Origin of the sequence: Salana multivorans (assembly GCF_003751805.1) — a bacterium.
Taxonomy (GTDB): domain Bacteria; phylum Actinomycetota; class Actinomycetes; order Actinomycetales; family Beutenbergiaceae; genus Salana; species Salana multivorans.
Genome location: NZ_RKHQ01000002.1, coordinates 914,892 through 941,717, shown reverse-complemented (window position 1 = coordinate 941,717; position 26,826 = coordinate 914,892). Strand labels below are relative to the sequence as shown.

The 26,826-nt window shown below is 73.6% G+C and carries 22 protein-coding genes; 12 read left to right on the top strand and 10 right to left on the bottom strand.

Annotated elements, in window-relative coordinates:
* Window positions 1-114: 114 nt before the first annotated feature.
* Window positions 115-3,003 carry an FtsK/SpoIIIE family DNA translocase gene (locus tag EDD28_RS16380; protein ID WP_123740769.1) on the top strand — a complete coding sequence of 963 codons (2,889 nt, stop codon included), beginning with the start codon at window positions 115-117 and terminating at the stop codon, window positions 3,001-3,003.
* A gap of 30 nt (window positions 3,004-3,033) precedes the next feature.
* On the opposite strand, the gene EDD28_RS16375 is transcribed toward EDD28_RS16380, so the two are convergent.
* Window positions 3,034-3,696, bottom strand: coding sequence for a nucleotidyltransferase domain-containing protein (locus EDD28_RS16375; RefSeq protein ID WP_123740768.1), 663 nt, complete (start codon window positions 3,694-3,696; stop codon window positions 3,034-3,036).
* Window positions 3,697-3,767: 71 nt separating this feature from the next.
* Window positions 3,768-5,141: a CapA family protein gene (locus EDD28_RS16370; protein ID WP_211339257.1), complete on the bottom strand. Its 1,374-nt coding sequence runs from the start codon at window positions 5,139-5,141 to the stop codon at window positions 3,768-3,770.
* A 17-nt stretch (window positions 5,142-5,158) separates the two neighbouring features.
* Between EDD28_RS16370 and pgsA the strand changes: the two genes are divergently transcribed.
* The 3 genes from pgsA to EDD28_RS16355 all read left to right on the top strand — a co-directional run bounded on the left by pgsA (window position 5,159) and on the right by EDD28_RS16355 (window position 6,935).
* The gene (gene pgsA / locus EDD28_RS16365; protein ID WP_211339256.1) at window positions 5,159-5,872 is read left to right on the top strand and encodes a CDP-diacylglycerol--glycerol-3-phosphate 3-phosphatidyltransferase; all 714 of its coding nucleotides are present in this window, start codon (window positions 5,159-5,161) and stop codon (window positions 5,870-5,872) included.
* The gene (locus EDD28_RS16360) at window positions 5,869-6,426 is read left to right on the top strand and encodes a CinA family protein (RefSeq protein ID WP_123740767.1); all 558 of its coding nucleotides are present in this window, start codon (window positions 5,869-5,871) and stop codon (window positions 6,424-6,426) included. The genes pgsA and EDD28_RS16360 overlap by 4 nt, the downstream gene beginning before the upstream one ends.
* A 194-nt stretch (window positions 6,427-6,620) precedes the next feature.
* Window positions 6,621-6,935, top strand: a complete 315-nt coding sequence (locus EDD28_RS16355) for a helix-turn-helix domain-containing protein (RefSeq protein ID WP_123740766.1) — start codon at window positions 6,621-6,623, stop codon at window positions 6,933-6,935.
* A 322-nt stretch (window positions 6,936-7,257) separates the two neighbouring features.
* Here the strand turns inward: EDD28_RS16355 and EDD28_RS16350 are convergent, their stop codons facing one another.
* Both EDD28_RS16350 and EDD28_RS16345 read right to left on the bottom strand, forming a co-directional pair.
* Complete coding sequence (locus tag EDD28_RS16350) at window positions 7,258-8,034, bottom strand: DNA-formamidopyrimidine glycosylase family protein (protein ID WP_123740765.1); 777 nt, start codon at window positions 8,032-8,034, stop codon at window positions 7,258-7,260.
* On the bottom strand, window positions 8,027-13,279 hold the full coding sequence (locus tag EDD28_RS16345; protein WP_211339255.1) for a DEAD/DEAH box helicase: 5,253 nt from the start codon (window positions 13,277-13,279) through the stop codon (window positions 8,027-8,029). The genes EDD28_RS16350 and EDD28_RS16345 overlap by 8 nt, the downstream gene beginning before the upstream one ends.
* A gap of 228 nt (window positions 13,280-13,507) precedes the next feature.
* Between EDD28_RS16345 and EDD28_RS16340 the strand changes: the two genes are divergently transcribed.
* From EDD28_RS16340 to EDD28_RS16315, 6 genes are all read left to right on the top strand, one after another.
* A complete protein-coding gene (locus EDD28_RS16340; protein ID WP_245968132.1) occupies window positions 13,508-14,896 on the top strand; it encodes an ABC transporter substrate-binding protein in 1,389 nt (462 codons plus the stop codon).
* Complete coding sequence (locus tag EDD28_RS16335; protein ID WP_123740764.1) at window positions 14,893-16,008, top strand: carbohydrate ABC transporter permease; 1,116 nt, start codon at window positions 14,893-14,895, stop codon at window positions 16,006-16,008. The genes EDD28_RS16340 and EDD28_RS16335 overlap by 4 nt, the downstream gene beginning before the upstream one ends.
* Window positions 16,005-16,922: a carbohydrate ABC transporter permease gene (locus EDD28_RS16330; RefSeq protein WP_245968131.1), complete on the top strand. Its 918-nt coding sequence runs from the start codon at window positions 16,005-16,007 to the stop codon at window positions 16,920-16,922. The genes EDD28_RS16335 and EDD28_RS16330 overlap by 4 nt, the downstream gene beginning before the upstream one ends.
* A 198-nt stretch (window positions 16,923-17,120) precedes the next feature.
* The gene (locus EDD28_RS16325) at window positions 17,121-17,351 is read left to right on the top strand and encodes a DUF3046 domain-containing protein (protein WP_123740763.1); all 231 of its coding nucleotides are present in this window, start codon (window positions 17,121-17,123) and stop codon (window positions 17,349-17,351) included.
* Window positions 17,352-17,832: 481 nt separating this feature from the next.
* Complete coding sequence (gene recA / locus EDD28_RS16320; protein ID WP_211339280.1) at window positions 17,833-18,828, top strand: recombinase RecA; 996 nt, start codon at window positions 17,833-17,835, stop codon at window positions 18,826-18,828.
* 2 nt (window positions 18,829-18,830) lie between these two features.
* Entirely contained in the window at window positions 18,831-19,442 is a 612-nt protein-coding gene (locus EDD28_RS16315) for a regulatory protein RecX (RefSeq protein ID WP_123740761.1), read from the top strand.
* Window positions 19,443-19,569: 127 nt separating this feature from the next.
* Here the strand turns inward: EDD28_RS16315 and EDD28_RS16310 are convergent, their stop codons facing one another.
* The 4 genes from EDD28_RS16310 to EDD28_RS16295 all read right to left on the bottom strand — a co-directional run bounded on the left by EDD28_RS16310 (window position 19,570) and on the right by EDD28_RS16295 (window position 23,172).
* Entirely contained in the window at window positions 19,570-20,454 is an 885-nt protein-coding gene (locus tag EDD28_RS16310; RefSeq protein ID WP_123740760.1) for an amino acid ABC transporter permease, read from the bottom strand.
* Window positions 20,451-21,137, bottom strand: coding sequence for an ABC transporter permease subunit (locus EDD28_RS16305; RefSeq protein ID WP_245968130.1), 687 nt, complete (start codon window positions 21,135-21,137; stop codon window positions 20,451-20,453). Before EDD28_RS16305 ends, EDD28_RS16310 begins: the two co-directional genes overlap by 4 nt.
* Before the next feature lie 113 nt (window positions 21,138-21,250).
* Window positions 21,251-22,180 carry a glutamate ABC transporter substrate-binding protein gene (locus EDD28_RS16300; protein WP_123740759.1) on the bottom strand — a complete coding sequence of 310 codons (930 nt, stop codon included), beginning with the start codon at window positions 22,178-22,180 and terminating at the stop codon, window positions 21,251-21,253.
* A gap of 182 nt (window positions 22,181-22,362) precedes the next feature.
* Entirely contained in the window at window positions 22,363-23,172 is an 810-nt protein-coding gene (locus EDD28_RS16295) for an amino acid ABC transporter ATP-binding protein (RefSeq protein WP_123740758.1), read from the bottom strand.
* A gap of 138 nt (window positions 23,173-23,310) precedes the next feature.
* Between EDD28_RS16295 and miaB the strand changes: the two genes are divergently transcribed.
* On the top strand, window positions 23,311-24,804 hold the full coding sequence (gene miaB, locus EDD28_RS16290) for a tRNA (N6-isopentenyl adenosine(37)-C2)-methylthiotransferase MiaB (protein ID WP_123740991.1): 1,494 nt from the start codon (window positions 23,311-23,313) through the stop codon (window positions 24,802-24,804).
* A gap of 56 nt (window positions 24,805-24,860) precedes the next feature.
* Here the strand turns inward: miaB and EDD28_RS16285 are convergent, their stop codons facing one another.
* Both EDD28_RS16285 and EDD28_RS16280 read right to left on the bottom strand, forming a co-directional pair.
* Window positions 24,861-25,406, bottom strand: coding sequence for a YbjN domain-containing protein (locus EDD28_RS16285; protein ID WP_123740757.1), 546 nt, complete (start codon window positions 25,404-25,406; stop codon window positions 24,861-24,863).
* A complete protein-coding gene (locus EDD28_RS16280; RefSeq protein WP_123740756.1) occupies window positions 25,403-26,062 on the bottom strand; it encodes a YbjN domain-containing protein in 660 nt (219 codons plus the stop codon). Before EDD28_RS16280 ends, EDD28_RS16285 begins: the two co-directional genes overlap by 4 nt.
* Window positions 26,063-26,102: 40 nt before the next feature.
* Here EDD28_RS16280 and EDD28_RS16275 point away from each other — a divergent pair, with 40 nt between their 5' ends.
* Window positions 26,103-26,816: an endonuclease/exonuclease/phosphatase family protein gene (locus EDD28_RS16275; RefSeq protein WP_170169528.1), complete on the top strand. Its 714-nt coding sequence runs from the start codon at window positions 26,103-26,105 to the stop codon at window positions 26,814-26,816.
* Window positions 26,817-26,826: the final 10 nt, after the last annotated feature.

The following is a 26,826-nucleotide window of genomic DNA, read 5'->3' as shown; positions in this document are numbered from 1 at the left end:
CAGGGGCATGACCGCGCGCGCCCGGAACCCTCGAGTGTCGCTGTAGGGTTTCGGGCCGCGCGCGTGGTTGAGTTGACGGGCAACGCGTGTCGTCCCCAACCCGCAGGAGGTCCCATGGCCGAGAAGCGTCCGTCCCCCGGTCGCACCGCCTCGGCCGCGCGCGCCCAGCAGCGCGCGGGCTCGAAGGACCGCGTCGCGACGACGTCCCGCGCCACCGGCACGGCGACGAAGCCGGCCAAGCCGGCGACCAAGGCCAGCCCCGGCCGCTCGAACGCCACCCGCGGCGCGTCGACCTCCTCGCGGGGACGTCAGCCCGCGGCCCCGACCCGTCCGCCGCTGCCGGTCCGGATGGTCCGCGGCACGTGGCTGGGCATCGCTCGCGGCGTCGGCGGCACGGCCCGCGCGGTCGGCTCCGGTGCCAAGGACATCGACCCGGCCCTGCGTCGCGACGGCCTGGCGCTGCTCCTCCTCGCGCTCGGGATCGCGGTGGCGGCCCGCGAGTGGTTCGGCGTCACCGGTTCCGTCGCGGAGTACCTGCACATGGGCGTCGCCGGCCTGCTCGGCCGCCTCGCCGTCCTCGTCCCCGTCGCGCTCGTCCTCCTCGCCGTGCGCCTCATGCGCCGCCCGGACCTCGGTCCGGCGACCGGCCGGATCACCATCGGCACCGCCGTCATCACGTTCGCCGTGAGCGGGCTGGTCGCCATCTCCCAGGGGCTGCCCGGCTTCGGCGACGCCGACCCGTGGGCCGGCCTGCGCCGCGCCGGCGGCCTCGTCGGCTGGCTGGCGGCCAACCCGCTGAGCGACGCGCTCTCGGTCGCCGTCGCGATCCCGTTCCTCGTGCTGCTCGCGTTCTTCGGCCTCCTCATCGTGACGGCGACGCCCGTGCGCGCGATCCCCGAGCGCCTGGCGGAGCTGGGCGATCGCATCGCCGGCCCGCGGATCGACGACCTCGACGAGGGCGCCGGCGACGACGCTCTCCGGGGCGACGACGATCCCGACGCCGACCTGGCCCGCTCCGCGGTCGCCCGACAGCGTCGCGGTCGACGCGGCCTGTTCGGCCGCGGTGGCGCCGAGGAGACCGACGAGGTCGCGGCGGCCGATGAGTCCGACGCGACCAAGCCGTTCGACCGTCCCGACCTGCGGGAGGACCCGGAGGGGACGCAGCCCGTGGTGCCGCGCCCCCGGGGGACCCGCGCCGGCCGCGCGGCCGCCGCCCCGGCGGCTGCCGTCGCCGATCCCGCGATCGACCCGGACGCGACGGACGTCGTGCCGTCCCCGACGCGGGCGATGCCGGAACCGGACGCGATCACGGAGCCGCTCGAGCTCCAGGCACCGCCGACCAAGCCGCTGCCGCCGCGCGCCGAGCAGCTCACCCTCGACCCGTCGCTCACCTACACGCTGCCCGACCCGCACCTGCTCATCGAGGGACCGCCGCACAAGAAGCGCTCGGCCGCCAACGACCGCGTCGTCGAGGCGCTCACGGACGTCCTCGACCAGTTCGGCGTCGACGCGACGGTGACGGGGTTCAGCCGCGGTCCGACCGTCACCCGGTACGAGCTGGAGCTCGCGCCCGGGACGAAGGTCGAGCGCGTCACGGCGCTGAGCAAGAACATCGCCTACGCGGTCGCCAGCGCCGACGTGCGCATCCTCAGCCCGATCCCCGGCAAGTCGGCGATCGGCATCGAGATCCCGAACACCGATCGCGAGACGGTCGCGCTCGGCGACGTGCTGCGCTCCTCCGTCGCGCTGCGCGACGAGCACCCGATGATCATGGGCGTCGGCAAGGACGTCGAGGGCGGCTACGTCGTCGCGAACCTCGCGCGGATGCCGCACCTGCTCGTCGCCGGAGCAACCGGGGCCGGCAAGTCGAGCTTCGTCAACTCGATGATCACGTCGATCATGATGCGCGCCACCCCGGAGGAGGTGCGGATGATCCTCGTGGACCCCAAGCGGGTCGAGCTCACCATGTACGAGGGCATCCCGCACCTCATCACGCCCATCATCACGAGCCCCAAGAAGGCAGCCGAGGCGCTCGACTGGGTGGTCCGGGAGATGGACGCGCGCTACGACGACCTCGCGGCGTTCGGGTTCAAGCACATCAACGACTTCAACAAGGCGGTGCGTGCCGGCAAGGTCAAGCCGCCCGAGGGCAGCCAGCGGGTCATCACGCCCTACCCCTACCTCCTCGTCGTCGTCGACGAGCTCGCTGACCTCATGATGGTGGCGCCGCGCGACGTCGAGGCGTCGATCCAGCGGATCACCCAGCTCGCCCGCGCCGCCGGGATCCACCTCGTGCTCGCGACGCAGCGTCCGTCCGTCGATGTCGTCACGGGTCTCATCAAGGCGAACGTCCCCTCGCGGCTGGCGTTCGCGACCTCCTCGCTCGCCGACTCGCGCGTCGTCCTCGACCAGCCCGGCGCCGAGAAGCTGATCGGCCAGGGTGACGCGCTGTTCCTGCCGATGGGCGCGGCCAAGCCGATGCGCGTCCAGGGCGCGTGGGTCAACGAGTCCGAGGTGCACGCGGTGGTCGAGCACGTGAAGTCCCAGCTCCAGCCCGTCTACCGCGAGGACGTCGCGGTCGTGGCGCCCAAGAAGCAGGTGGACGAGGACATCGGCGACGACCTCGAGCTGCTGCTCCAGGCGGCCGAGCTCGTCGTCACCACCCAGTTCGGGTCGACCTCGATGCTGCAGCGCAAGCTGCGCGTCGGGTTCGCCAAGGCCGGGCGCCTGATGGACCTGCTGGAGTCGCGCGAGATCGTCGGGCCGTCGGAGGGGTCGAAGGCGCGCGACGTGCTCGTGACGCCCGAGGAGCTGCCGAGCGCGCTCGCGATGCTGCGCGGCGAGGACGTGCCCGGTGTCGGACCGACCGTGTCCGGGGCCGTCGCCGACGGTGGCGCGCGCCCGCGCGACCTCGTCGCGGACGACCTCGCCGGGTATGAGGAGTCGGCCCCGTGGGACGACGACGCCGACAGCGAGGACGCCTGGTCGCTCACCGGGCGGTGAGGCCGGCGTGAGACCGCCCGGAGACCGGTCCTAGCCCTCGAGCGCCGCCCAGGGATGGGCGGGGTCGATCCGGGTGACGGTCTCGGCGAGCCACGCGCGCTGGTCGGCGGTGAGCAGCGGGATCGTCGCCTCGGCGTCGACGACGTCCTTCCCCCGGACCTGCGCCAGCTTCATGAGCAGCACGGCCTCGGGGTTCAGGTAGCGCAGGCCGTCGTCGGCGACCCAGGTGATCTCGGCGAGGTCCAGCTCCTGCTCCCGCAGGCGCTTGTTCACCCAGCGACCCGAGCCGGCCGGGGTCAGCGGCACGTCGAGCACCCACGGCGAGAGCGCGTCCGCGCGGACCCAGATCCCGCTGTCGGGCCGGATCTCGGGGAAGCGGTGGTCGAACGGGCGCAGCCACCCGCTGTCGGCGTTCCAGGTGGTCCAGCCGCGCTCGGCGAGGAACAGCCGCAGCGCCTCGGCGTCCTCGTGCGCGATCGAGACGTCCATGTCCTCGTGCGGCCGGGAGAAGCCCGTCGCCTTCTCCAGCGCCCAGCCGCCGACGATCCACCAGGGGCGGTCGAACCCGTCGAGGAAGGCGGCGATCGTCCGCGGCGTCAGCGGCTGCCACGGGCCGTACCAGCGCGCGAGCTCCTCGGCCGGGAGCGGACGGGCATCCGCCGGCTGGGGCAGCGGAGCACCGGAGGTCGTCACAGGGGCAGGCTACGCGCCGTCGTCCGTCCGTCGACCAGCCGAGGCGGTCGGGCGACGGCGGGAGGCACGGCCTAGCTGCGCGGCACGACCGTCGGCGGCTCGCCCGTCGGCTGCGGCGGGTCGGTGCGCTCGGGGGGGTCGCCCACCACGTCGAGCACCATCTGCCGTCGCCGCGCCAGCTCGTCGCTCGACAGCGTGAGCAGCGGCGTGTCGATCCGGCCCGCCTCGAGGTCGGGGAGCGCGTAGATCCGCTGGCCGCCGACCCGGTCGCCCGGCACGGCGGTCCACTCGACCGACGACACGTGCGCCGGGCCCGCGGCCGGCACGTCGACCTGCGCCGAGAGCAGGAGCCCGGTGCCGGTCTGCGGGCGGCAGCACTTCGCGTCCTGGTTCGAGATGTAGTTGCCGAGCGAGTAGGCGACCCACATGCCCGCCCCGTCGGGCCCGCCGTCGAGCAGCTCGATCCGCTGCGGGACGTGCGGGTGGTTGCCGATGACGAGGTCGACGACGCCGGAGGCCGCGAGCTGCGCGGCCAGCGCGGTCTGCGACGCGTCCGGGACGTCGGCGTACTCGGTGCCCCAGTGGATCGACGCCACGACGAGATCGGCGCCGGCCTCGCGGGCGGCGCTCGCCCGCGCGACGAGGTCCGCGCCGTCGATGAGCTGGACGCTCCACGGCGCGTCCTCGGGGATGGGCATCCCGTTGGTCCCGTAGGTCGCGGCGATCTGCGCGACCGTGACGGTGCGGCCGCCCCGGTCGAGCACGTAGAGCTGTGGCTGGGCGGCCTCCTCGGCGCTCCTGGCCGTGCCGGCGTGGCCGAGACCGGCGGCGTCCAGCGCGTCGAGCGTCGTCTCGACTCCGGTCCAGCCGCGGTCGACCGCGTGGTTGGAGGCCGTCGAGCAGCCGTCCCAACCCGCCTCGGCGAGGTCCGTCGCGAGCGACGTCGGGCTGCCGAACAGCGGGTAACCGGAGGGCTCGACGCCGTCCGGCACGAGCGGGACCTCGAGGTGGCACAGGGCGAGGTCGGCGCCCGAGACCCACGGGTCCATCGCGGCCCACAGCGGGGAGAAGTCCCAGCCGCTGCGCCCCTCGGCGGCCGCGGCCTCGGCGGCGAACCGGAGCACGGTCGGGTGCGGCAGGACGTCCCCGGCGGCCACGAGGGTGAACGTCGAGGGCTCGACGGGCGGGATGGTGGGCGTCGGGGACGTGTCCGTCGGGGTCGGCTCGGTGGTCGGCGACGTCGCCTCGTCCGGGCTCGGTGTCGGCTCCGTCGTGCCGGTTCCCGTGCCGCTCCCAGTCGGGTCGGCCTCGCTGCCCGCGGCGAGGTCGACCGCCGCGGCCCCGCCGAGCCCGACGACGACGGCGGCGACCAGCGTCGCGGCCGCCGCGAGGATCCTCGGCCCGCGCCGACGGGAGCGTGGTGCGTCGCCGGCGGGGGAAGTCATGGGCGTCCTTATAGGCTGTGTCCGTGTCAGGGAGCCGGGCTGGGTCGTCGCGGACCTGGGGCGTGTGGAACCTTCCCAATGTTCTCACGATGGCCAGGCTCGCCCTCGTGCCCGTCTTCGTCGTCCTGCTCGTGCAGGGTGGGGTGGCGAGCCGCTGGTCGGCGCTGCTGGTGTTCCTGCTCGCCGCCCTCACCGACCAGCTCGACGGGCATCTCGCGCGCTCCCGCAACCAGGTGACGCCGTTCGGCACGCTCGCCGACCCGATCGCCGACAAGGCGCTGACGCTCGGCGCCTTCGTCATGCTGTCCGTGCTCGGGCCGGTCCCGTGGTGGGTGACCATCGTCATCGCGGTCCGTGAGCTCGGCGTCACGGTGCTCCGGGCGGTCCTCGCGCGACGGTCGATCATCCCCGCGTCGATGGGCGGGAAGGTCAAGACGGTGCTGCAGATGGCGGCGATCGTCGCGTTCCTCGTGCCGTGGGCCTCGTTCCTCGCCTCGCCGGCCGTGCCGCTGACGGTCGCGTGGGTGCTGCTGTGGGCCGCGCTCGCCGTCACCGTCGGGACCGGCGTCGACTACTGCGTGCGCGGCTGGCGGCTCTCGCACCCGTCCGAGGCGGTCGCCTCGGCCGCACCGGCTGAGCCGGGCACGGCGGGCACGGCGGACGAGCCAACCGCGCCGGCCGAGCCAACCGCGCCGGGCACGAGCTCGACGCCGGACCGTGCGGAACCATGACGACCGGTGAGCCGCGCGACGGCGCGGCGCGACGCGCGCTCGCGCCGTCACCCGGTGCCGCGTCGCTGCTGCTCGCGGCCCTCGACCGGTGGGGCTGGACCCTCGGCACGGCCGAGTCGCTGACCGCCGGCCTCGTCTCCGCGCGGGTCGCCGACGTGCCGGGTGCCTCCCGTGTCCTGCGCGGGGGCGTCGTCGCCTACGCGGTCGACCTCAAGGAGGAGCTGCTCGGCGTCGGGGCCGACCTGGTCGCGGACCGCGGTGTCGTGAGCGAGGAGGTCGCCCTCGCGATGGCGACGGGGGCGCGGGAGCTGCTCCGGGTGGACGTCGCGCTGGCGACCACCGGCGTCGCCGGGCCCGGGTCGGCGGACGGGGCCGACGCCGGGACGGTCTGCCTCGCCGCGGTCTCGCCCGCGGGCGCGGCGACGCGCACCTGGCGACTCGCTGGCGGCCGCCGGAGCGTGCGGGAGGCGAGCGCGGGGCTCGCGATCGCGCTCGGCCTGGCCGTCACGCCGTCCGGGGAACACGCGGGGGCCTCCGCGCGTTGCACACAGTGATGACAACAATGACGCAGCCGCGCGGTCGGTATGGCGCTCGGGTACAGCGACCGTCCGGAACCCGGACTTCGACACATCCCGGACGCACTGCCGCCACACGTGCGCGGTACGGTAAGGCACCGGAGGGGCATCCGGCCGTTCCCGGACGGGTGAGCCCCGGTGTGACGACGACTGAGACGAAGGAGGGTCGAGGCATGGTGCTCCTGCGGCGCGAGCTCGGCGACGTCCTTCGTGACGTGCGCCTTGCTCAGGGCAAGACGCTTCGTGAGGTCTCCGCACAGGCCCGGGTGTCGCTCGGGTACCTCTCGGAGATCGAGCGCGGGCAGAAGGAGGCGTCCTCGGAGCTGCTGAGCTCCGTGTGCGACGCGCTCTCGATCCCGCTGTGGTCCCTCCTGCGGGAGGTCTCCGACCGGATCGCGCTCGCCGAGGGCGCGGTCATCCCCGACACGGTGCCGGTCGAGCTCGAGGAGTCGGTGCGAACGCCGGCCTCGCTCGTCGGGGTCGCCTGACCCCACCGGCACGACAGACGCTCGATGCCCCCGGTCCCGCCACCAGGCGGGGCCGGGGGCATCGTCGTCCCCGGCCGGTGCCGGAGCTGGCGCGCCGAGACGGATGTGTCGGCGGCGCGGGCGGACGGACGTTCCCGCGGTGCGCAGGGACGGACACATGAACGGCGCAGGCGGACGGGCGTTCCCGCGGTGCGGGGGGACGGACGCATGAACGGCGCGCTCGGACGGACGTTCCCGCGGTGCGCAGGGACGGACACATGAACGGCGCGCCGGTCGGTCCCGCCTGCGACGTGCTCGGCCGGCGATCCTGTGGCGCGCTCGATCAGACGCGCTGGCAGGTCGGGCAGTAGAACACCCGCCGGGCGGTGGGAGCCCGGCCGACCATGCCACGCGCGACCGGGGTCCCGCAGCGTGGACACGGCGCGTGCTCGCGCCCGTAGACGCCGGCCGGGACCGACCCCGGTGTTCCCGGAGCGGCCGGCGCCGCGGCCGACGCGCGCATGAGCCGGCTGGCCGTCATGAGGATCGCCGCCCCGTCCACCCGGTCCGCCGGTCGCCACGGTGACACCTCGTGCCGGAAGAGCGTCTCGGAGGTCCAGATCGTCCCGATGCCGGCGGCGACGGTCTGGTCCAGCAGGACCTCGCCGATGCCGCGGGGGTCCGCGGCCATCCGCTGGACGGCCGGCTCGAGCGTGGTCTCGGCGTCCTCGGCCATGAGGTCGGGTCCGAGGTGGGCGAGCAGGCGCGGCTCGTCGCGCGTGCGGACGAGGTCCAGCATGCCGAGCAGGCGACCCCGGCAGGTCCAGACCCGCGTCGCGAGGACCGCCCGGGTGTCCGGACCGCCGTCGCGCGAGGCCGCCCGGGACGTGGGATCGACGTACCACATCCCGTCCATCCGCAGGTGGCTGCGGAGCGTCTGGCCGTCGTCGAACCGCGTGAGCAGGTGCTTGCCGTAGCTGACCGTGCCGAGGCTGCGCCGACCGAGCAGGTCCACGTCGCCAAGGCCGCCCCAGCGCAGCTCCGCCCGGACGAGCGGTCCGTCCGCCAGGGCGCGGGTGAGGCGCGCGGCGGTCCGCGCGACGGCGTCCCCCTCAGGCACGCCGACGCCCGATCTTGAGGCCGCCGGGCGACGCGACGAAGCCGGCCTCGACGAGGTGCCGACGCATCGGGGCCTGGGTCGTGAGCGCGTTCTCGCCATCGACCCGGCGTACCGCCATGCCCCCGTGCCGCGTCGGGGCCGCGGCGGCGAGCGCGGTGGCCGCCGCCGCGAGCCGCGCGTCGTCGCCGGAGAACGTGAGGACGCTCCCCGCCCCGCGCTCGAGGAAGGCGACCAGCTCGCCGTCCACGAGCACGACGTCGGCGCCCGGGACCCGGCGCGGCCGGCCGCGCTCCGCCGCGGCCCCCGCGGGCGGTGCCGCGACCGCTCCTGCCGGGGAGCCGCTCACCGGTTCCGCTGGCGTCACCGCGGACCGGTCGGCCGTCGGCCAGGGGAGCAGCCCGCCATAGGGGTTCGCCGGGTCGCAGGCGGCGAGCACGAGCGCGCCGGAGGTCATCCGCGCATCGGCCCGGAGGCGGTCCACGACGTCGGCGAGCGCGAACTGCGCGGCGCCCTGCCCCTCGACGAGGTAGCCCCGCCGCACGACGCCGCGGTCCTCCAGCGCCGCGAGCGTCGGGTAGATGCCGGAGAAGCCGCCGGGGAGCCCCTCGGCCGTCGCGATGGTCCGCAGGACGACGCCGTGGCGCTCGAGCAGCGTGGCGACCGTCGCGGCCCGGCGGACGGCCTCGTCGCCGTGGGGCGGCGGGACGAGGCTCCACCGACCGGCCGCGGTCGGCGGTGTCGCGACCCGCTGCTGCGCCGCGTGACCCGCCGCGCCGGTCCCGGCGGTGAGCGACGGGCTGAGCAGCGCGGTGCGGGACAGGCGGCGCGGTCGCCCGGCCGCGGTCGTCCGCGGCGCCCGGGCACGGCTCGAGCCGGCGAGCGCGCGGACCGGGGCGAGCGTGTCGTTCGTGACCAGCCCGGCCCACACGGCGTCCCAGAGCGCCTCCTCGACGTCGGAGGCCGACGGCTGGGGGCGGCCGTCGGCCGCCTCGGTCTCGCGGACCCGCGCCACGATGTCGCGGAAGAACCGCCCACCCTCGCCGAGCGCGGCGAGGACGGCGGGGGCGAGCTGGTGCGCGGTCGGCCGCGGCTCGGGCACGAGGAGCTGCGCCGTGTCCGCCGGCAGGAGGACGATCTCGCCGCCCGATCCGGACCCCGGCGCGTCGCGTCCGACCCACATGACCTCGCCGGCCGACGTCAGCTCGTCGAGCATGGCCGGCGCGTAGTCGAGCACGCGCGCCGGGAGGATCGACGTCTCCAGGTCGGCGAGGTCCATCCCGTAGCCGGCGAGCTGCTCGACGACGCTCACCACCCCGTCGACCCCGCGTAGCTGCCCGACCTGGTGCCAGCGCGGGGCGAAGGTGCCGAGGACGGCCGGGGAGACGGCCTCGACGTCGGCGCGCGCGGCGGACAGCGACCGGCGTCGCATGCGCCGCAGCACCTCGACGTCGCAGTACTCGACCACGCCGGCCGCGGTCGCGAGCACCGTGGCCACGTCCGCCACGTCCGCCACGTCCGCCACGTCCGCCACGTGGTCATCGGTCGCTGGCGCGATCCCGCCGCCCGCCCCGCGGGTCGCGGCGTCGAGGTCCGTCGTCCCGCCGGTGCCGGCCGCGACGCTCTCGCCGGACGCGTCGCCGGTCCGGTCGGACGGGGCGCCGATCTCGGCCCCCTCGTCGACCCTCGTCACGTCGCCGGTCGCCTCGCGACCGGCGACCGTCGCGGGACCGACGCCGGTACCCGTGACCCGAGCGTCCGGCGGGCGCAGCCGTCCGGACGTCAGCACGCCGTCCGCCACGAGCCCCTCGAGCACGGGCCGGACGGCACCGACGCCGAGCCCGAACCGCGTGGCCGCCTCGGCCGCGGTGAACGGACCGTGCGTGCGGGCATGTCGCCGCAGCAGGTCGCCGAGCGGGTCGTCGACCGGGTCGAGGAACGTGTCCGGGATGCCGGTCGGGAGCGCGACGCCCAGCGCGTCGCGGAGCCGGCCGGCGTCCTCGACCGCCGCCCACTGCGCGACCCCGGCGACCCGGACCTCGATGGCGCGACGCGCGCGTACCAGCTCGGTCAGCAGCGGGACGACGTCGACCGAGCTGCGGTCGACGATCCCGGTGAGCGGGAGCGGGCCGAGCGTGGCGAGCAGATCAGCCAGCCGTTCGACGTCCCTGACCCGGTAGCGCTCGTGTCGGCGGGTCACCTCGGCCTCGACCGCGAGCACGGCCGCGGGGTCGAGCAGGTCCGCGAGGTCGGTCGAGCTCTGTCCGAGCAGCTCCGCGAGGAGCGTCGGGTCGAGGGTGAGGGCCGCCGCGCGGCGCTCGGCCAGCGGGGCGTCCCCGTCGTAGAGGAACTGGCCGACGTAGGAGAACAGCAGCGAGCGCGCCATCGGCGAGGGGCTCGGCGTCGTCACCTCGACGACGCGCACCTCCCGGCGCGCGATCGCCCGCATGAGCTCCTCGAGCCCCGGGGTGTCGAAGTCGTCCTGGAGGCACTCGCGGACCGCCTCGAGGACGATCGGGAAGTCCGGGTAGCGCGAGGCGACGGCCAGGAGCTGGCTCGCGCGCTGGCGCTGCTGCCAGAGCGGCTGGCGCTTGGTCGGGTTGGCCCGGGGGAGCAGGAGCGAGCGGGCCGCGGCCTCGCGGAAGCGCGCGGCGAAGTGGGCGGAGCCGCCCAGCGCGGCGACGACCTCGCCCTGGACGTCCTCGGCGTCGACGACGAGGTCGCGCGCCGCGATGGCCCCGGCCGCGCTCGCGCCGTCCCCGAACGAGCCCTGTCCCCGCCCGAGCGCCGCCGCGAGGCTCCCGGGCGGACCCCACTGCTCGCCTGCGTCCGAGACGTCGGGCAGGCGCAGCACGATGCCGTCGTCGGCGTGCATGACGCCGACGTCGGAGCCGAGCCGTTCGCGCAGGCGGGCCCCGAGCAGCAGCGCCCACGGCGCGTGGATGCCCGAGCCGAACGGGGAGTGGACGACCATCCGCCAGTCGCCGATGTCGTCCCGGAACCGCTCCACGACGATGGTGCGGTCGGTCGGCAGCGCCCCCGTCGCGTCCTGCTGCTCCGACAGGTAGGCGACGAGGTTCGCGCGCGTGTCCTCCGCGAGGTCCCACGAGTCGAGCGCGGCGTCCAGGCCGGCGGGGTCGGTCGAGATCTCGCGCACCATCCGGCCGAGCTCGGCGCCCAGCTCGACGGGGCGCGGCGGCGCGTCCCCCTTCCAGAACGGGAGCCGGCCCGGCTGACCGGGCGCGGGGGAGACGAGGACCCGGTCCGGGGTGATCCGCTCGATCCGCCACGTGCTCGTGCCCAGCGTGAACGTGTCGCCGGCGCGCGACTCGAACACCATCTCCTCGTCCAGCTCACCGACCCGCTTGCCACCCCCGCGGCTCGTGACGTCCTCGGCCCCCGTCACGAGGAACACGCCGAACAGGCCGCGGTCGGGGATGGTCCCGCCCGAGGTCACGGCGAGCCGCTGCACGCCCGGGCGCCCCGTGAGCGCCCCGGTCTCCCGGTCCCAGACGATCCGCGCGCGCAGCGAGGCGAAGTCCTCGGCCGGGTACTTGCCGGCCAGCATGTCCAGCACGCCGTCCAGGGCGGCGTCACCCAGGTCGCGGAACGGGGTGGCGAGCCGGACCAGGTCGGCGAGCTCGTCCCGGTCCCAGTCCTCCACCGCGAGCATGGCGACGATCTGCTGCGCGAGCACGTCGAGCGGCGCCCGGGGCGGGCGCAGGTGCTCGATCTTGCCGGCCCGCGCCCGGATCGCCGCGACGGCCGCCGGCAGCAGGTCCGCGCGGTGGGTCGGGACGACGATGCCGTGCGACGGGACGCCCACCTGGTGCCCGGCGCGGCCGATCCGCTGCAGCGCGCTCGCGACCGACGGCGGCGCCCCGATCTGCACGACGAGGTCGATCGAGCCCATGTCGATCCCGAGCTCCAGCGAGCTGGTGGCGACGACGGCCGGCAGCAGTCCCTGCTTGAGCTCATCCTCGACGCGCGCCCGCTCCTCCTTGCTCATCGAGCCGTGGTGGGAGCGCGCGATGACCTCGCTCGCCCCGAGCGAGGTGCCCGACTGGCCGGGCAGGTGTGCCGCCCAGACCGTCCCGGTGTCCGGCAGCTCCTCCTCGCCGCGGCGGCGCTGCCACTCCTCGTTGAGCCGAGCCGTGAGCCGCTCGGCCGACCGGCGCGAGTTGGCGAAGACGAGCGTGGTGCGGCGCGTGAGGATGAGGTCGAGGAGCTGGTCGACGACGTGCGGCCAGACCGACGGCACGTCGGGGCTCTTGTCCGTCGCGCCGGCCGCGACCCCCGACAGGTCCTCGTCCGACGGCCCCGGGAGGTGGAGGACCGAGGGACGGGTCGGCTGCGGCGAGGGCAGCGTCTCCGGCTGGTTCGCCGGCGGCACGGCCAGCTCCGTGAGGTCGGCGACGGGCGTCTCCACGTCGATCCGGAGCACCTTCTGCGATGGCGGCTGGACGAGCCGGGTCGGGCGACCGCCGCGCGTGGTCGGCCGCGCCCCGGAGAGGAACTCCATCACCGTCTCGACCGGCCGCACCGTCGCCGAGAGGCCGATCCGCTGGGCCGGCGCCGGCAGGAGAGCGTCGAGCCGCTCGAGGCTGAGGGCGAGGTGGGCACCGCGCTTGGAGTCCGCCAGGACGTGCACCTCGTCGAGGATGACCGTGTCGATGCCGGTGAGTGCCGAGCGGCCCTGCGACGTCAGCAGCAGGAAGAGCGACTCCGGCGTCGTGATGAGGATGTCCGGCGGGTTCGTCAGGAGCCGGCGTCGCTCGGCCGGCGGCGTGTCGCCCGTGCGCAGGCCGACGCGCACGTCGGGCACGTCGAGACCGAGCAGCTGCGCCGTGCGCCGGATCCCGACGAGCGGGGAGCGCAGGTTGCGCTCGACGTCGACCGCGAGCGCCTTGAGCGGCGAGACGTACAGGACGCGCGTGCGTGCGACGTCGACCGCGCCGGTGTCCGCCGCGTCGCCCGTCCCGCTGGACGCGACGTCCCGCGCGTCGACGCCGTCCGCGGCGCCCCGCGCGATGATCCGGTCCAGCGACCAGAGGAAGGCCGCGAGCGTCTTGCCCGAGCCGGTCGGCGCGACGACGAGCGCGTGGTCGCCGTCGGCGATCGCCTCCCACGCCCCCTCCTGGGCCGCCGTCGGCGCCTCGAACGACTCCGTGAACCAGCGGGCGGTCGGCCGGCTGAAGCGCGCGAGAGCCCCGGTGGCGGGGGAGGCGTCGGTGGCCGCTGCGGTCATGGGTTCATTGTGCGCCGACCCACCGACATCCACGCCGGGGGTTTGGGCGCGGGTGGCGTCGTGATCTAGCGTGGTCGACGGAGGACACAACCGGTGGTCCGCTTTGTCGACGACGTCGTCGACGAGCCGCCCCGGCGGCCTCCGCCACCGTGCGGTCGGCGCGACGCACGACCACGGTCCCGGGCAGTGACGCCCGGGGCCCCGTCCGGAGAGGGAGGTCGACGAGTGGTGACGACAACGAGACGGCGGGGGCTCGCACTGGGATGCGGGTTCGCGATCGCGGCGACGATGCTCGCGGGATGTCTGCAGAACCCCAACGCGGTCGGGGGAGGAGGAGCCGCGGGCGGCGGCAGCGTCGTGGACAACGCCGAGACCGACGGCGACAAGGTCGTGACGGTCATGGGCGCGTTCGGCGGCGCCGAGGCTGACGCCTTCCGCGAGTCGCTCGCGGAGTTCGAGGCGGAGACCGGCATCCGGATCGAGTACAACCCGGACTCGGACTTCACGAACCTCATCCGACTGCGCACGTCGTCGGGCCAGCAGCCCGACATCGCGATCTTCCCGCAGCCCGGCGGGCTGCTGGAGCTGGCGGAGCAGGGGTACGTCGAGCCGATCGACACCTACCTGGACTACGACGAGCTCGACCGCACGCTGCTGCCGGGGTTCCTCGAGTCGGCCCGGCTCAACGGCCGCGTCTACGGCGCGCCGATGCGGATGGCCGTCAAGTCCATCGTCTGGTACCCGAAGGCTGCCTACGAGGCCGGTGGCTGGAACACGGCGCCGGCGAACCTCGACGAGCTGGCCGAGGTCGCGGCGGAGATCTCCGCCACCGGCACGCCGGCCTGGTGCATGGGCTGGGAGTCCGGTCAGGGCACCGGGTGGCCGGGGACGGACTGGATCGAGGAGCTCATGCTGCGGATGTGGGGCCCCGACGTCTACGACGACTGGGTCACCAACCGCATCCCGTTCAACGACGAGCGGGTCGTCGCCGCGTTCGACGCGCTCGGGGAGATGATCGACGCCCCGAACAACGTGCGGGGCGGACGCTCCGGCATCCTCTCGACGGCGTTCGGCGACGCGATGCTCCCGGCGTTCGCCGACCCGCCCGGGTGCTACCTCGAGCGCCAGGGGAACTTCGTCACCGGGTTCCTGCCGGAGGACGTCCAGGCGAACCTCGACGAGGAGGTCGGCCTGTTCATCTACCCGCCGGCGGCCGAGGGCGAGTACACGGGTCAGCCGATGCTCGGCGGCGGTGACCTCGCCGCGCTCATGAACGGGAACGACCCCGACGCGATCGAGGTCATGCGGTTCCTCACCTCGGACCGGTTCGGCGGGCCGTGGGCCTCCGCGGGCGGCTGGCTGTCCCCGCACTCGACCTTCGACGTCTCGCTCTACCCGGACGAGATCACGCGCACCACGGCGGAGTTCGCGGCGAGCGCCGACGTGTTCCGGTACGACGGCTCCGACCTCATGCCCAATGCGGTCGGTGCCGGGTCGTTCTGGGACGGCATGATCGAGTGGCTCCAGGGCACGAAGACCGCGGAACAGGTGACGACGGACATCCAGAACAGCTGGCCCGTCGACGACAGCGCGAAGGACGAGGGAGACGGGTCATGACGGCCGTCGCGGCTCCCGACCGTCCGGTCGTGCGGCGGGGCGGGTCGCCGGCCCGGCCGCTGCGCGCGCTGTGGGGACTGGTCGGCGTCGTGCTGGTGGGGTGGGTGCTCGGGAACGGGTTCCTGTCGCTCGCCTACCACCCCGAGTGGTATGGCCACAACCGCATCCTCATGGCGCTGGTCGGCATCGTGCTGGGCATCGGCGGCTCGGCGCTGCTGTTCTACTGCATCAACGTCTTCATCGAGTCGCTGCCGCAGCGGGCGTCCCAGGGCCTCATCCCGTACGCGTTCCTCCTGCCGGCGTTCGCGCTGATCGGGCTGATGCTGCTGTACCCGACCGTGCAGACGATCAACTACAGCTTCGCGAACAACAAGAGCACCGCGTACGTCGGCCTCGACAACTACCGCGCCATCTTCGCCGACCCGGCGTTCTGGACGGCGCTGACGAACAACGCACTGTGGCTGCTCGTCGTGCCGGCCGTCACGGTGGCGGTCGGGCTCGTCGTCGCGCTGTTCGCCGACCGGCTGTCGGCGGGCGGGGAGAAGTACTCCAAGAGCCTCATCTTCCTGCCGATGGCCATCTCGTTCGTCGCCGCCTCGACGATCTGGGGAAAGCTGATCTACGACGCAAACCCCAACATCGGCGTGCTCAACGCGATCCTCGGGACCGAGAACGACTGGATCCGCATGAGCGGGGGCCGGCTCAACTCGTTCCTCATGATGATCATCCTCATCTGGATGCAGACGGGTTTCGCGATGGTCCTGCTCTCCTCGGCCATCAAGAACGTCCCGGACGAGACGCTCGAGGCTGCCCGGCTGGACGGGGCGAACGAGCGGGCGATCTTCTTCCGCGTCATCGTGCCGCAGATCAAGGGGACCGTCCTGACCGTCTTCATCACGGTGGTCATCCTCGTGATGAAGGTGTTCGACATCATCTACGTGCTCACCAACGGCCAGAACAACACGAACGTGATCGCGGTCATGTTCTTCGACGAGCTGTTCACGGCGGGCCGGGCCGGGCGGGCGTCGGCGATCGTCGTCGTGCTCCTGCTCCTGGTCACCCCGATCCTCGTGTACCAAGTTCGCGCCTACCGGAAGGAGGCGGCCCGATGACCGCGCTCGCCAAGCCGGCCGCGGTCACTGCGCCGCAGGTCAGGGTCAACAAGCAGAAGGGCTTCATGCGCGACGGGCGGCGCCGGAGCTGGGTGTCGATCGTCGTCATGGTCGTGCTGGCGCTCCTGTGGACGCTGCCGACGATCGCGCTGCTCATCAGCTCGTTCCGCAGCCGGGACGCCGTGACGTCGTCGGGGTGGTGGACGGTCTTCACCGATCCGATCCACCAGGGCTGGACGCTGGACAACTACTCCGGCGTCATCTCTGGCTCGAACATGGGGATGGGCTTCATCAACACCCTCGCGGTGTCGATCCCGGCGACGGTGCTGCCCGTCATGTTCGCCGCCTTCGCCGCGTACGCCTTCACCTTCACGTACTTCCCGCTGAAGGAGACGCTGTTCGTCATCATCGTCGCGCTCATGGTCGTGCCGAACCAGGTGGCGCTCCAGCCGCTGCTCAACGTGTTCGGTCCGTACGGGCTCGGCATCTCCGGGCAGTTCGTCGCGGTGTGGCTGCTGCATGCCGGTTTCGCCATGCCGCTGTGCATCAGCACGCTGCGCACCTACATGGCGACGCTTCCGGGCTCGATCGTCGAGTCCGCGAAGATCGACGGGGCGAGCCACTTCCAGACGTTCTGGCGGCTGGTCGCCCCGATGTCGATGCCGGCGATCGCGGCGTTCGCGACGCTGCAGTTCCTCTGGGTGTGGAACGACCTGCTCATCGCGAAGCTGTTCCTGCTCCCGTCGAACTCCACGGTGATCGTCCAGCTCCAGCAGCTGCTCGGGACCCAGGGGCAGGGCGCCGAGCTGCTCACGGCCGGCGCGTTCATCACGATGACCGTCCCGATCCTGGTGTTCATCGGGCTCCAGCGGTTCCTGGTGCGCGGGATGTCGGCGGGCGCGGTCAAGGGCTGAGGCGAGGCGGTCCGGGGTCGGCTCGGGGCCGCTTCGGCGGCCGGAGCGGCCGGGGGGCGACGCGGCCGGAGCGGTCCCGGAGCGCCTGTGGCCGTTCCCGGCTCGTCTCGGCCCGTCCCGGGCTGGACGGCAGCGGCAGCGGACGCCCGGACCCACGGCGTGGGTCCGGGCGTCCGCCGTGCCCGGTAGCGTCGGGGCGTGCGACTCTCGGAGTTCTGGTCCGTGATGGACGAGGTGTTCGGTCCGGGCTACGCCCGCAGCCTGGCGGGCGACCTCGTCGTGTCCGCGCTCGACGGGCGGACGGCACAGCAGGCGCTCGACGCCGGCGTCCCGCCGCGCGAGGTGTGGGAGGCGCTGTGCGACGCGACCGACCAGCCGGACGCCGTCCGGTGGCTGCACCGCGCGGCCAAGCCGGGTCGGCGGCGCTGACGCCGGCTGCGGTCCCGGCCGGTGCGCCCAGCCGGTGCGCCCAGGATCGTGGTGCGCGGCGGGGGCGTGGGGCACGCCGGTTGGCGCGCGCCGGGTGGTGCGCCGGTCCTCGCGCCGGACGGCCGGCCCGTCGCGTGGAGACGCGCTCGACACGCACCGCGACACGCCGTGCGCGCCTCGTTGTGATCGAACACCCGTACGACCTAGAGTTGTCCACGGGTGACCGAGAGGTCGCGCTCCCCACGGATCGGGGAACGCCGCCGCTCGATGTCAGTGGCCGGGCATAACGTCACCTCCAGGCCTCCCGGTGAGGGAGGCACTGGCCGAGGCCAGGAGAGTCACGGCCCGTCGAGGGCCCGAGCGTCAGGAGAGACGAATGGCAGTTCAGCAGGGCCGTCAGGCCGCAGGTCAGGGCCGTCCGGCCGTCGGCAAGGGCGGCCAGCCCGACAAGCTCAAGGCGCTCGAGGCGGCGCTCGGCCAGATCGAGCGGAGCTTCGGCAAGGGCTCCGTCATGCGTCTCGGCGAGGACACCCGCCCGCCCGTCGCGGTCATCCCGACCAGCTCGATCGCGCTCGACGTCGCACTCGGCATCGGCGGTCTCCCGCGCGGCCGGATCATCGAGGTCTACGGCCCGGAGAGCTCCGGCAAGACCACGGTGGCGCTCCACGCCGTCGCCAACGCGCAGAAGCTGGGCGGGATCGCGGCGTTCATCGACGCCGAGCACGCGCTCGACCCGGAGTACGCCCGCAAGCTCGGCGTCGACACGGACGTGCTGTACGTGTCCCAGCCGGACACGGGTGAGCAGGCGCTCGAGATCGCCGACTCCCTCATCCGCTCCGGCGCGCTCGACATCATCGTCATCGACTCCGTCGCGGCGCTCGTGCCGAAGGCCGAGATCGAGGGCGAGATGGGGGACAGCCACGTCGGCCTCCAGGCACGACTCATGTCGCAGGCGCTGCGCAAGCTGACGGGCGCGCTGTCCGCGTCCGGCACCACCGCGATCTTCATCAACCAGCTCCGCGAGAAGATCGGCGTCTTCTTCGGCTCGCCCGAGACCACCACGGGCGGCAAGGCGCTCAAGTTCTACGCCTCGGTGCGTCTGGACGTGCGCCGGATCGAGACCCTCAAGGAGGGCAGCGAGCCCGTCGGGAACCGCACCCGCGTCAAGGTCGTCAAGAACAAGATGGCGCCGCCCTTCAAGCAGGCGGAGTTCGACATCCTCTACGGCCACGGCATCTCCCGCGAGGGCGGCCTCATCGACCTCGGGGTCGAGGAGGGCATCGTCCGCAAGTCCGGCGCCTGGTACACCTACGAGGGCGACCAGCTCGGACAGGGCAAGGAGAACGCCCGCAAGTTCCTCATCGACAACCCCGAGCTCGCGAACGAGATCGAGACGAAGATCAAGACGAAGCTCGGCATCGGGGTCAAGGTTCCGGACGACGCGTCCGAGCTCGAGGACACCCCCGTCGACTTCTGACGATGGCGGGGGAGGAGCCCGCGAGCCCCGGGGACCGCACGGGTCGGACCACGGACCGGGGAGCTCGCCGCGCGCGCAGGCCGCGGCGAGCCCCCGGCTGGGTCCAGGAGCCCCCCGAGACGGGGGCCGCGGCGGTCGACGCCGAGCCCGATCCCGAGCAGGTCGCCCGTACCATCGCGCTGCGACTGCTCACCTCCTCGCCGCGCTCGCGCCACCAGCTCGCCGAGGCGATGGCCCGCAAGGGCGTCCCCGAGGACGTCGCCGAGCGCGTGCTCGACCGGTACCAGGAGGTCGGGCTGGTCGACGACGCCGAGTACGCGGCGATGCTCGTGCGCACCCGGCACACGGAGCGCGGGCTGGCCCGTCGGGCGCTCGCGCAGGAGCTGGCGCGCCGGGGCATCGACCGCGAGGTCGCCGAACGGGCGCTGGAGGAGATCGACCGGGACGACGAGGACGCCGCCGCGCGCGACCTCGTCCGCCGTCGAGCCCCGTCGTCCGCGCACCTGCCGCACGAGGTCCGGGTGCGTCGGCTCGTCGGGATGCTCGCCCGCAAGGGCCATGCGCCGGGAGCCGCCTACCGGATCGTGACGGAGATCCTCGGCGAGGAGGAGTAGCCCGGCGCCGGCTGGGCTCGGTGGCCGACGGCGAGTCCGCCCACTCGTGCGCCCTCCGACAGTGGGGTGGACCGGATCGCCAATCGCGACTCGATCCACCCCGATGTCGGAGCCGTCGCCACCGGGCTCAGGGGCCGGCGGCCTCGTCGGCGGCCCGCTGGACCGGCAGCGGTGTCCTGGGCGCCGTCCGCCCCGAGGTGTGGCTCGACAGGCGTCGCGCCACCCAGTCGGCGAGCTTCGTCAGCAGCCAGTTGATGACGATGAACACCACGGCGCACAGCACGAGCGCCTGGAGCATGTTGCCGTTCGCCGCGCCGAACTGCCGCGAGAGCTGCAGGAACTCGTTGAACGTGATGATGTACCCGAGCGCCGAGTCCTTGAGGATGATGACGAACTGGGACACGAGCGACGGCAGCATCGCCAGCAGCGCCTGCGGGAGCTGCACGTATGCGAGCGACTGGTTGTGCGTCATCCCGATCGAGGCCGCGGCCTCGCGCTGTCCTCGCGGCAGCCCGTGCACGCCCGAGCGGACCAGCTCCGCGATGATCGACCCGTTGTAGAGCATGAGCGCGACGACGACGGCGACCAGCGGCACCCGCGTGGACGGGATGAACGACACCTTGGCGTACCCGAGGCCCAGCCACAGCGCGATCATCATGATGAGGACCGGCACGGCGCGGAAGAACTCCACGACCGCCCCCGCGAACATCCGGACCACCCGGTACGGCGCGAGACGTCCGAGCCCGAACGCCAGCCCGAAGGCGAGCGCGAGCACGACGGCGAAGAGCGCGGCGAGGAGCGTGGAGCGCAGCCCGGGCAGGAAGTAGTTGGTCCACGCGTTGGAGGTGAGCAGCGACGTCCACCGCGACGCCTCGAGCTGGCCCTCCTGGCCGAACTTCCACAGCGCGAGGCCCACGACGACGAGGGCGAGGAGGACGCCGACCCCGTTGAGGATCGCGATGGTGCGACGCCCCCGCGGCCCGGGGGAGTCGAACAGGACGGACGCGCTCATCGGGCCACCGCCAGACGCCTGGACAGGGCCGTCGTGACGACGCCGACGGGGACGACCAGGATGACGTAGCCGATGGCGAACAGCAGGAAGATGAGGACCACCGAGTTCCCGTTCTGGTCGATCATCGTCTTCATGACGCTGGAGGTCTCCGTCGCCACCGACGCGGCGGCCGCGACGGTCGAGTTCTTGATGAGGGCGATGAGGACGTTGCCGAGCGGGGCGATCGCCCCGCGGAACGCCTGCGGCAGCAGCACGATCCGGGCGGCGGGGAGGAACGACAGGCCGATCGCCCGTGCCGCCTCCGCCTGCCCGAGCGGCACGGTGTTGATCCCCGAGCGCACCGCCTCGCACACGAAGGCCGCGTGGTAGAGCGCGAGCCCCAGGGCGGCGTAGACGAAGAAGTTCAGGTAGAAGTCGCTCGCGAGCGTGATCTTGAGCTGCCCCCAGATCGCCTGGATGCCCAGCAGCATGATGACGGTGAGCGGCATGTTCCGGAACACCGTGACGTAGGAGGTGCCGAGCCACTGGAGCGACGACACCGGTGCCACGCGCATCAGGCCCATGACGGTCCCGATGACCAGCGCGCCGAGGCCGGCCCAGAACGTGAGCTGGATGTTGACCCAGAACGACCCCGGCACGTTGTACGTGGTGATGAGGTACCACGCCTGTTCGAACAGGTTCACGGCAGGAAGCTCCTCTCGCCGTCGGACGGGACGGCCGCGACCGCGGTCGTCGCTGACGGACCCCGAGCCGGCTCACGCGGGGCGAGCCGACCCGGGGTCGGGACGAGCGTCGGTCAGCTGCAGGCCGCGGGCGTCGGCGGGTTGAGGTCGGCGTTGGGCGTGTAGCCCGTGCCGTCGGTGTTCGAGGACACCGCCTTCTCCCACTCGCCCGAGTCGATCATCGACGTGATGGCCTCGTTGATCGCCTCGCACGTGGCCGTGGAGCCCTTGGGGAGGCCGACCCCGTAGTTCTCCTCCGAGAACGGGTTGCCGACGACGCGGAACTTGCCCTTGTTCGCGGGCGTGGCCGCGAGCCCGGCGAGGATGATGTCGTCCGTCGTCACGGCGTCGACGTTGCCGCCGAGGAAGGTGAGGCAGTCGGCGTAGCCGGGCTGCTCGACGAGGTTGACCTCGGTGTTGAAGTCCGACTTGACCCGCTCGGCCGACGTCGAGCCGGTCACCGAGCAGAGGTTCTTGCCGGTGAGGTCGTCGGGGCCGTTGATCGAGTCGTCGTCGGCGGCGACTAGCAGGTCCTGCCCCGCGACGAAGTACGGTCCGGCGAAGTCCACGACCTCCTTGCGGGCGTCCGTGATCGAGTACGTCGCGACGATCATGTCGACCTGTCCGGTCTGCAGCATGTTCTCGCGCTGGGCGGACGGGGAGGAGATGAACTCGATGTCACCGCACCCGAGCTGGTCGGCGATGTAGCGGGCGACGTCGACGTCGAACCCGGTGTAGTCGGAGCCCTCCTGGAACCCGAGGCCCGGCTGGTCGAACTTGATGCCGATCTTGACCGTCCCGCCGTCCGAGCACAGGACGTCGGCGCTCCCGCCGCCGGCCGCGTCGTCGGTCGGGGTCTCCTCGGCGCCTCCGCCCGTGTCGGTGCTCTCCGTTGCCTCGTCCGAGGACTGTCCGCCGCCTCCGTCCCCGTCGCTGGCGCAGGCCCCGAGGGCCAGCGCGGCCGCGGCGATGAGTGCGGCGATCGTCACGCGAGTCTTGCGCATCGTTGTGCTCCTTCGTGTGCGAGGTGGGGGCTAGGCCCCGTGGCTGCCGGAAGTTCCCGCAGCCGGTGCGGGTCGATGACCCGCCGACCGGGCCGGTGGGCCGGCCCGGAGGTCGTGGTGTCAGTCTGCGTCGGCTCCTTTCCCCTGCGGGTTGCGTCGAGGTTGCGTCGTGGTTTCGGCGGTCAGTGGGAGAGGATCTTGCCGAGGAAGTCGCGGGCGCGGGCGGACTGCGGGTTGGTGAAGAACGTCTCCGGGTCGGCCTGCTCGACGATCTGCCCGTCCGACATGAACACCACGCGGTCCGCCGCCTTGCGGGCGAACCCCATCTCGTGGGTCACGACGATCATCGTCATCCCCTCCCGGGCGAGGGAGATCATGACGTCGAGCACCTCGTTGACCATCTCCGGGTCGAGGGCCGAGGTCGGCTCGTCGAACAGGATGACCTTCGGCTTCATCGCGAGCGCCCGCGCGATGGCGACGCGCTGCTGCTGACCGCCGGAGAGCTGCGCGGGCATCTTCTCGGCCTGGTTGGCGACGCCGACGCGCTCCAGGAGCGCCATCGCCTCCTCCTTGGCCTGCTGCGGCTTCACCCGGCGCACCTTGATCGGGCCGAGCGTCACGTTCTCGAGGATCGTCTTGTGCGCGAACAGGTTGAAGGACTGGAAGACCATCCCGACGTCGGAGCGCAGCCGCGCGAGCGCCTTGCCCTCGGCCGGCAGCGGCTCGCCGTCGAGCTCGATGACGCCCGAGTCGATCGTCTCGAGCCGGTTGATGGCGCGGCACAGCGTCGACTTGCCCGAGCCCGAGGGGCCGATGACGACGACGACCTCACCGCGCGCGACGTCGAGGTCGATGTCGTTGAGCACGTGGAGCGCCCCGAAGTGCTTGTTCACCCCGGCGAGGTGGACGAGGGGCGTCCCGGTCGCGGCGCGTCCGCCGGGAGCCGCGGCGTCGGTGGTGGCGGCAACGGGTGTCGGCTGCTCGGTCGTCATCCGGGCACGGTAACCCGAGATGGGCGCGGCTCACGACGGCATGGAGGTAACGAATGTGCAACGCCCGTAGAATCTGGGCCCGTGACCGCCCTTGCCGCCGAGCCCCGCACGTACGTCATCCGCACCCTCGGGTGCCAGATGAACGTGCACGACTCCGAGCGCATGGCCGGCCTCCTCGAGGCCGCCGGCATGGTCCCGGCGTTCCCCGACGGCGCGGGCAGCGACGTCGCCGCCGACGCCGAGAGCGCCGACGTCGTCGTCATCAACACGTGCGCGGTCCGCGAGAACGCGGCCACCCGCCTCTACGGCAACCTCGGTCGGCTCGCCGGCGTCAAGCGCGAGCGGCCCGGCCTGCAGATCGCCGTCGGCGGCTGCATGGCGCAGCAGGACCGCGAGGGCATCATCAAGCGCGCGCCGTGGGTCGACGTCGTGTTCGGCACGCACAACATCGACGCCCTGCCCGTCCTGCTCGAGCGTGCCCGGCACAACGCCGAGGCGCAGGTCGAGATCCACGAGTCGCTCCAGGTCTTCCCCTCGACGCTGCCGACACGCCGGGAGAGCGTCTACGCCGCCTGGGTCTCGATCTCGGTCGGCTGCAACAACACGTGCACCTTCTGCATCGTCCCGCACCTGCGGGGCAAGGAGCGGGACCGGCGGCCGGGGGAGATCCTCGCCGAGGTCGAGCAGGTCGTCCGCGACGGCGCCATCGAGGTGACACTCCTGGGCCAGAACGTCAACTCCTACGGTGTCTCGTTCGGGGAGCGTGACGCGTTCGCCCGCCTGCTGCGGGCGTGCGGCCGGATCGACGGTCTCGAGCGGATCAGGTTCACCAGCCCGCACCCGGCCGCCTTCACCGACGACGTCATCGCCGCGATGGCCGAGACCCCAGCCGTCATGCCGAGCCTCCACATGCCGCTCCAGTCGGGGTCCGACGCCGTCCTGCGCTCGATGCGCCGCAGCTACCGCAGCGCCCGGTTCCTCGGCATCCTCGATCGCGTCCGCGCCTCGATCCCCGACGCCGCGATCACGACCGACATCATCGTCGGCTTCCCCGGTGAGACCGAGGAGGACTTCCAGCACACGCTCGACGTGGTCGAGGCGTCCCGGTTCTCCGCCGCCTTCACCTTCCAGTACTCCCCGCGCCCGGGCACGCCCGCGTCCGACCTGCCCGACCAGGTGCCGCCCGAGGTCGTCGCCGAGCGGTACGGGCGGCTCATCGCGCTCCAGGAGCGGATCAGCGCGGAGGAGAACGCCGCGCAGGTCGGCCGCGAGCTCGAGGTCCTCGTCGCCGAGACCGACGGCCGCAAGGACGCCGCGTCCGGGCGCATCTCGGGTCGCGCGCCGGACAACCGGCTCGTCCACGTCGGGCTCGGCGACCTGCCCGAGGACGAGCGCCCCCGCCCGGGCGACATGGTGACGGTCCGGATCACCGGGGCGGCGCCGCACCACCTCATGTCGGACGGCGCGGTGACGTCCGTCCGGCGCACCCGCTCCGGCGACGCGTGGCAGGCCCGCCGCGAGGGCGGGGACTCCTGCGGCGCGTCGCACGGCGCCGGTGACGGGAGCGGTGCGGGCAGCGCGGCGCCGGCCGGGCCGGTCACGCTCGGGCTGCCGACGCTGCGCGTGCGCTGAGCGTCCGCGTCCGGCGGCACGTTCACGTCCGGCGGACGCGTCGATCGGTCGCCGCGTCAGTCGGCGGCGTCGTCCTCGGGCCGCGTGGCGGGCGGGACGGACGAGGAGAGGGCGGTGAGCGCCCCCGCGCCGGCCACGACGCCGACCTCCACCACCTCGGCGAGCTGCTCCCGGGTCATCCCGGGCACGGCCGAGACCGTGAACGTCGCGACGACGCCCAGCCCCTCGGTGTGCTCCGAGAGCCGCAGGGTCGGCAGGATGCGGTCGCGGTTCCAGTCGTTGAGCAGCTGCAGGAGCCCGCGCCGGGACTCGTGCGGCAGCAGCCGCGGCCAGGCGAGCCGCACGACGACGTCGGTGCCGACGAGCGAGGCCTCGTAGGCCCAGCCGCCGTTGCGACCCGTCGCACCGTCCTCGGTCTCGCGCACGAGCTCGCCGCGCGTCGAGACGGCCACCCGGATGCGCTCCGGGGTCACGTCCTCGACCGCCGATCCCCGGCCGGCAGGCCCGCGGGACCCGCGACCGGCGCGGCGCGACCCGCCGCCGTTCCCGCTGGTCCCGCTGCCGCCGCGCGGCCGGCCGCCGGGCTGGTCCGGCGTGCTCATGCCGCCGGTCCCGACGCGACCGGGTCGGGATAGCGCCGGTCGAGGTCGTCGAACACCGCCGTACCGGCCGCCAGCCCCACCTGGAGGTGATGGTCGAGCTGGGCGTCGGTGAGCCCGGCCGCGACGGGCACGGCGGTCTCGGTGAGGACGTGGACGCGGCCGTCGTCGAGCACGCGGACGTAGCACTTGGGGTAGGGGTTGCGCCGGTTCCACCCCTCGCAGATCCCGAGCAGCTCCCACAGCCGCTCGATGTCGCCCTGTCGCGTCCAGCGGGCGCGCACTTGGAGGATCGCGCCGCGAACGAGGTGGAAGGAGAAGAACCGGTACCCCCACAGCCCGCACAGGTCGCCGCGCTCGTCGACGAGGTAGTGGTAGCCGTGACGTCGCATGGCCGCGACCAGACGCTCGTGCGTCACGGCGCGGGGGCGGGTCGCATCGGTGAGCTGGCCGGCGTCACCGGTCGCGTCGGCGTCCTCCGCCGAGAGTGGCTGCGGCGCCGGACGCGCCTGGGGCGACGGGTGCGGGCGGTCCGCCGGACGCTCGTCGGGCGCCGGCGCGTCGTCGGGCTCGGCGCGCTCGCGTGGGGCGTCGCGCGGCGGGTCGCCGGGGCGTGCGCCGCGAGCGCCTCGCCACCATCGCTGCCAGGGTCGCTCCACCCCACGAGTCTAGGTCGGGCAGACTCGAGGAGTGCGGGTGGTGACGTGGAACGTCTGGGGGCTGCGGGCCGGGACGGCGGCCGTCGCGGCGGAGCTGCGCCGCGCCCGTCCCGACGTCGCCTGCCTGCAGGAGTGCCCCCGCGGGCCGCTCGCCGGGTGGCGCACCCGACGGCTCGCCCGGGCCGCCGGCCTTCGACTCGTGCGTCGCGCGGCCGGCGTCGCGCTGCTGGTCGCGCCAGGCGTGGTGACGGGCGACGCCGAGAGCCACCGCGAGCCGCGTCGTCGCTCCCGCTGGTGGTGGGCGTACCCGCGCGCGTGGGTGTCCGCCCGCGTCGCGACGAGCGCGCCGGGGGAGCCCGGACCCCTGACCACCCGCGTCGTCGTCGTCCATCTCGACGTCGACGCGGCCGCGCGCGAGCGCAACGTCGCCCGGATCCTCGGCCGGCACGACGGCGAGCAGCGGTGGCTCGTGGCCGGCGACCTCAACGCCCGGCCCGGCGACCCGGCCCGGGCGGCGCTGGCCGGCGTCCTCGACGAAGTCGGGATCGCGCCGACCTACCCGGCCGGTCCCGGCCGGACGCCGCGCGCCCGGATCGACGGCGTCCTGGTCCGCGGGCTGACGGTGCGCGACGTCGAGGTGGTCGCCGACGTCGGCGACCTGCGCGGCCGCCGGGGGCGGCAGCTCTCGGACCACCTGCCCGTCGTCGTGACGCTCGGGTCGCAGGGCGACGACCCGGCCGGGGAGCCTCGGTAGGCTCGGGGAC

Bases quoted from the DNA above. Each gene is read 5' to 3' on its own strand.
- EDD28_RS16285 (WP_123740757.1), bottom strand. From the start codon at position 25,406: ATGAGCACGCCGGACCAGCCCGGCGGCCGGCCGCGCGGCGGCAGCGGG.
- EDD28_RS16300 (WP_123740759.1), bottom strand. From the start codon at position 22,180: ATGCGCAAGACTCGCGTGACGATCGCCGCACTCATCGCCGCGGCCGCG.
- EDD28_RS16360 (WP_123740767.1), top strand. From the start codon at position 5,869: ATGACGACCGGTGAGCCGCGCGACGGCGCGGCGCGACGCGCGCTCGCG.
- EDD28_RS16315 (WP_123740761.1), top strand. From the start codon at position 18,831: ATGGCGGGGGAGGAGCCCGCGAGCCCCGGGGACCGCACGGGTCGGACC.
- EDD28_RS16355 (WP_123740766.1), top strand. From the start codon at position 6,621: ATGGTGCTCCTGCGGCGCGAGCTCGGCGACGTCCTTCGTGACGTGCGC.
- EDD28_RS16380 (WP_123740769.1), top strand. From the start codon at position 115: ATGGCCGAGAAGCGTCCGTCCCCCGGTCGCACCGCCTCGGCCGCGCGC.
- EDD28_RS16295 (WP_123740758.1), bottom strand. From the start codon at position 23,172: ATGACGACCGAGCAGCCGACACCCGTTGCCGCCACCACCGACGCCGCG.
- EDD28_RS16330 (WP_245968131.1), top strand. From the start codon at position 16,005: ATGACCGCGCTCGCCAAGCCGGCCGCGGTCACTGCGCCGCAGGTCAGG.
- EDD28_RS16335 (WP_123740764.1), top strand. From the start codon at position 14,893: ATGACGGCCGTCGCGGCTCCCGACCGTCCGGTCGTGCGGCGGGGCGGG.
- miaB (WP_123740991.1), top strand. From the start codon at position 23,311: ATGAACGTGCACGACTCCGAGCGCATGGCCGGCCTCCTCGAGGCCGCC.
- EDD28_RS16345 (WP_211339255.1), bottom strand. From the start codon at position 13,279: ATGACCGCAGCGGCCACCGACGCCTCCCCCGCCACCGGGGCTCTCGCG.
- EDD28_RS16310 (WP_123740760.1), bottom strand. From the start codon at position 20,454: ATGAGCGCGTCCGTCCTGTTCGACTCCCCCGGGCCGCGGGGGCGTCGC.
- EDD28_RS16370 (WP_211339257.1), bottom strand. From the start codon at position 5,141: ATGACTTCCCCCGCCGGCGACGCACCACGCTCCCGTCGGCGCGGGCCG.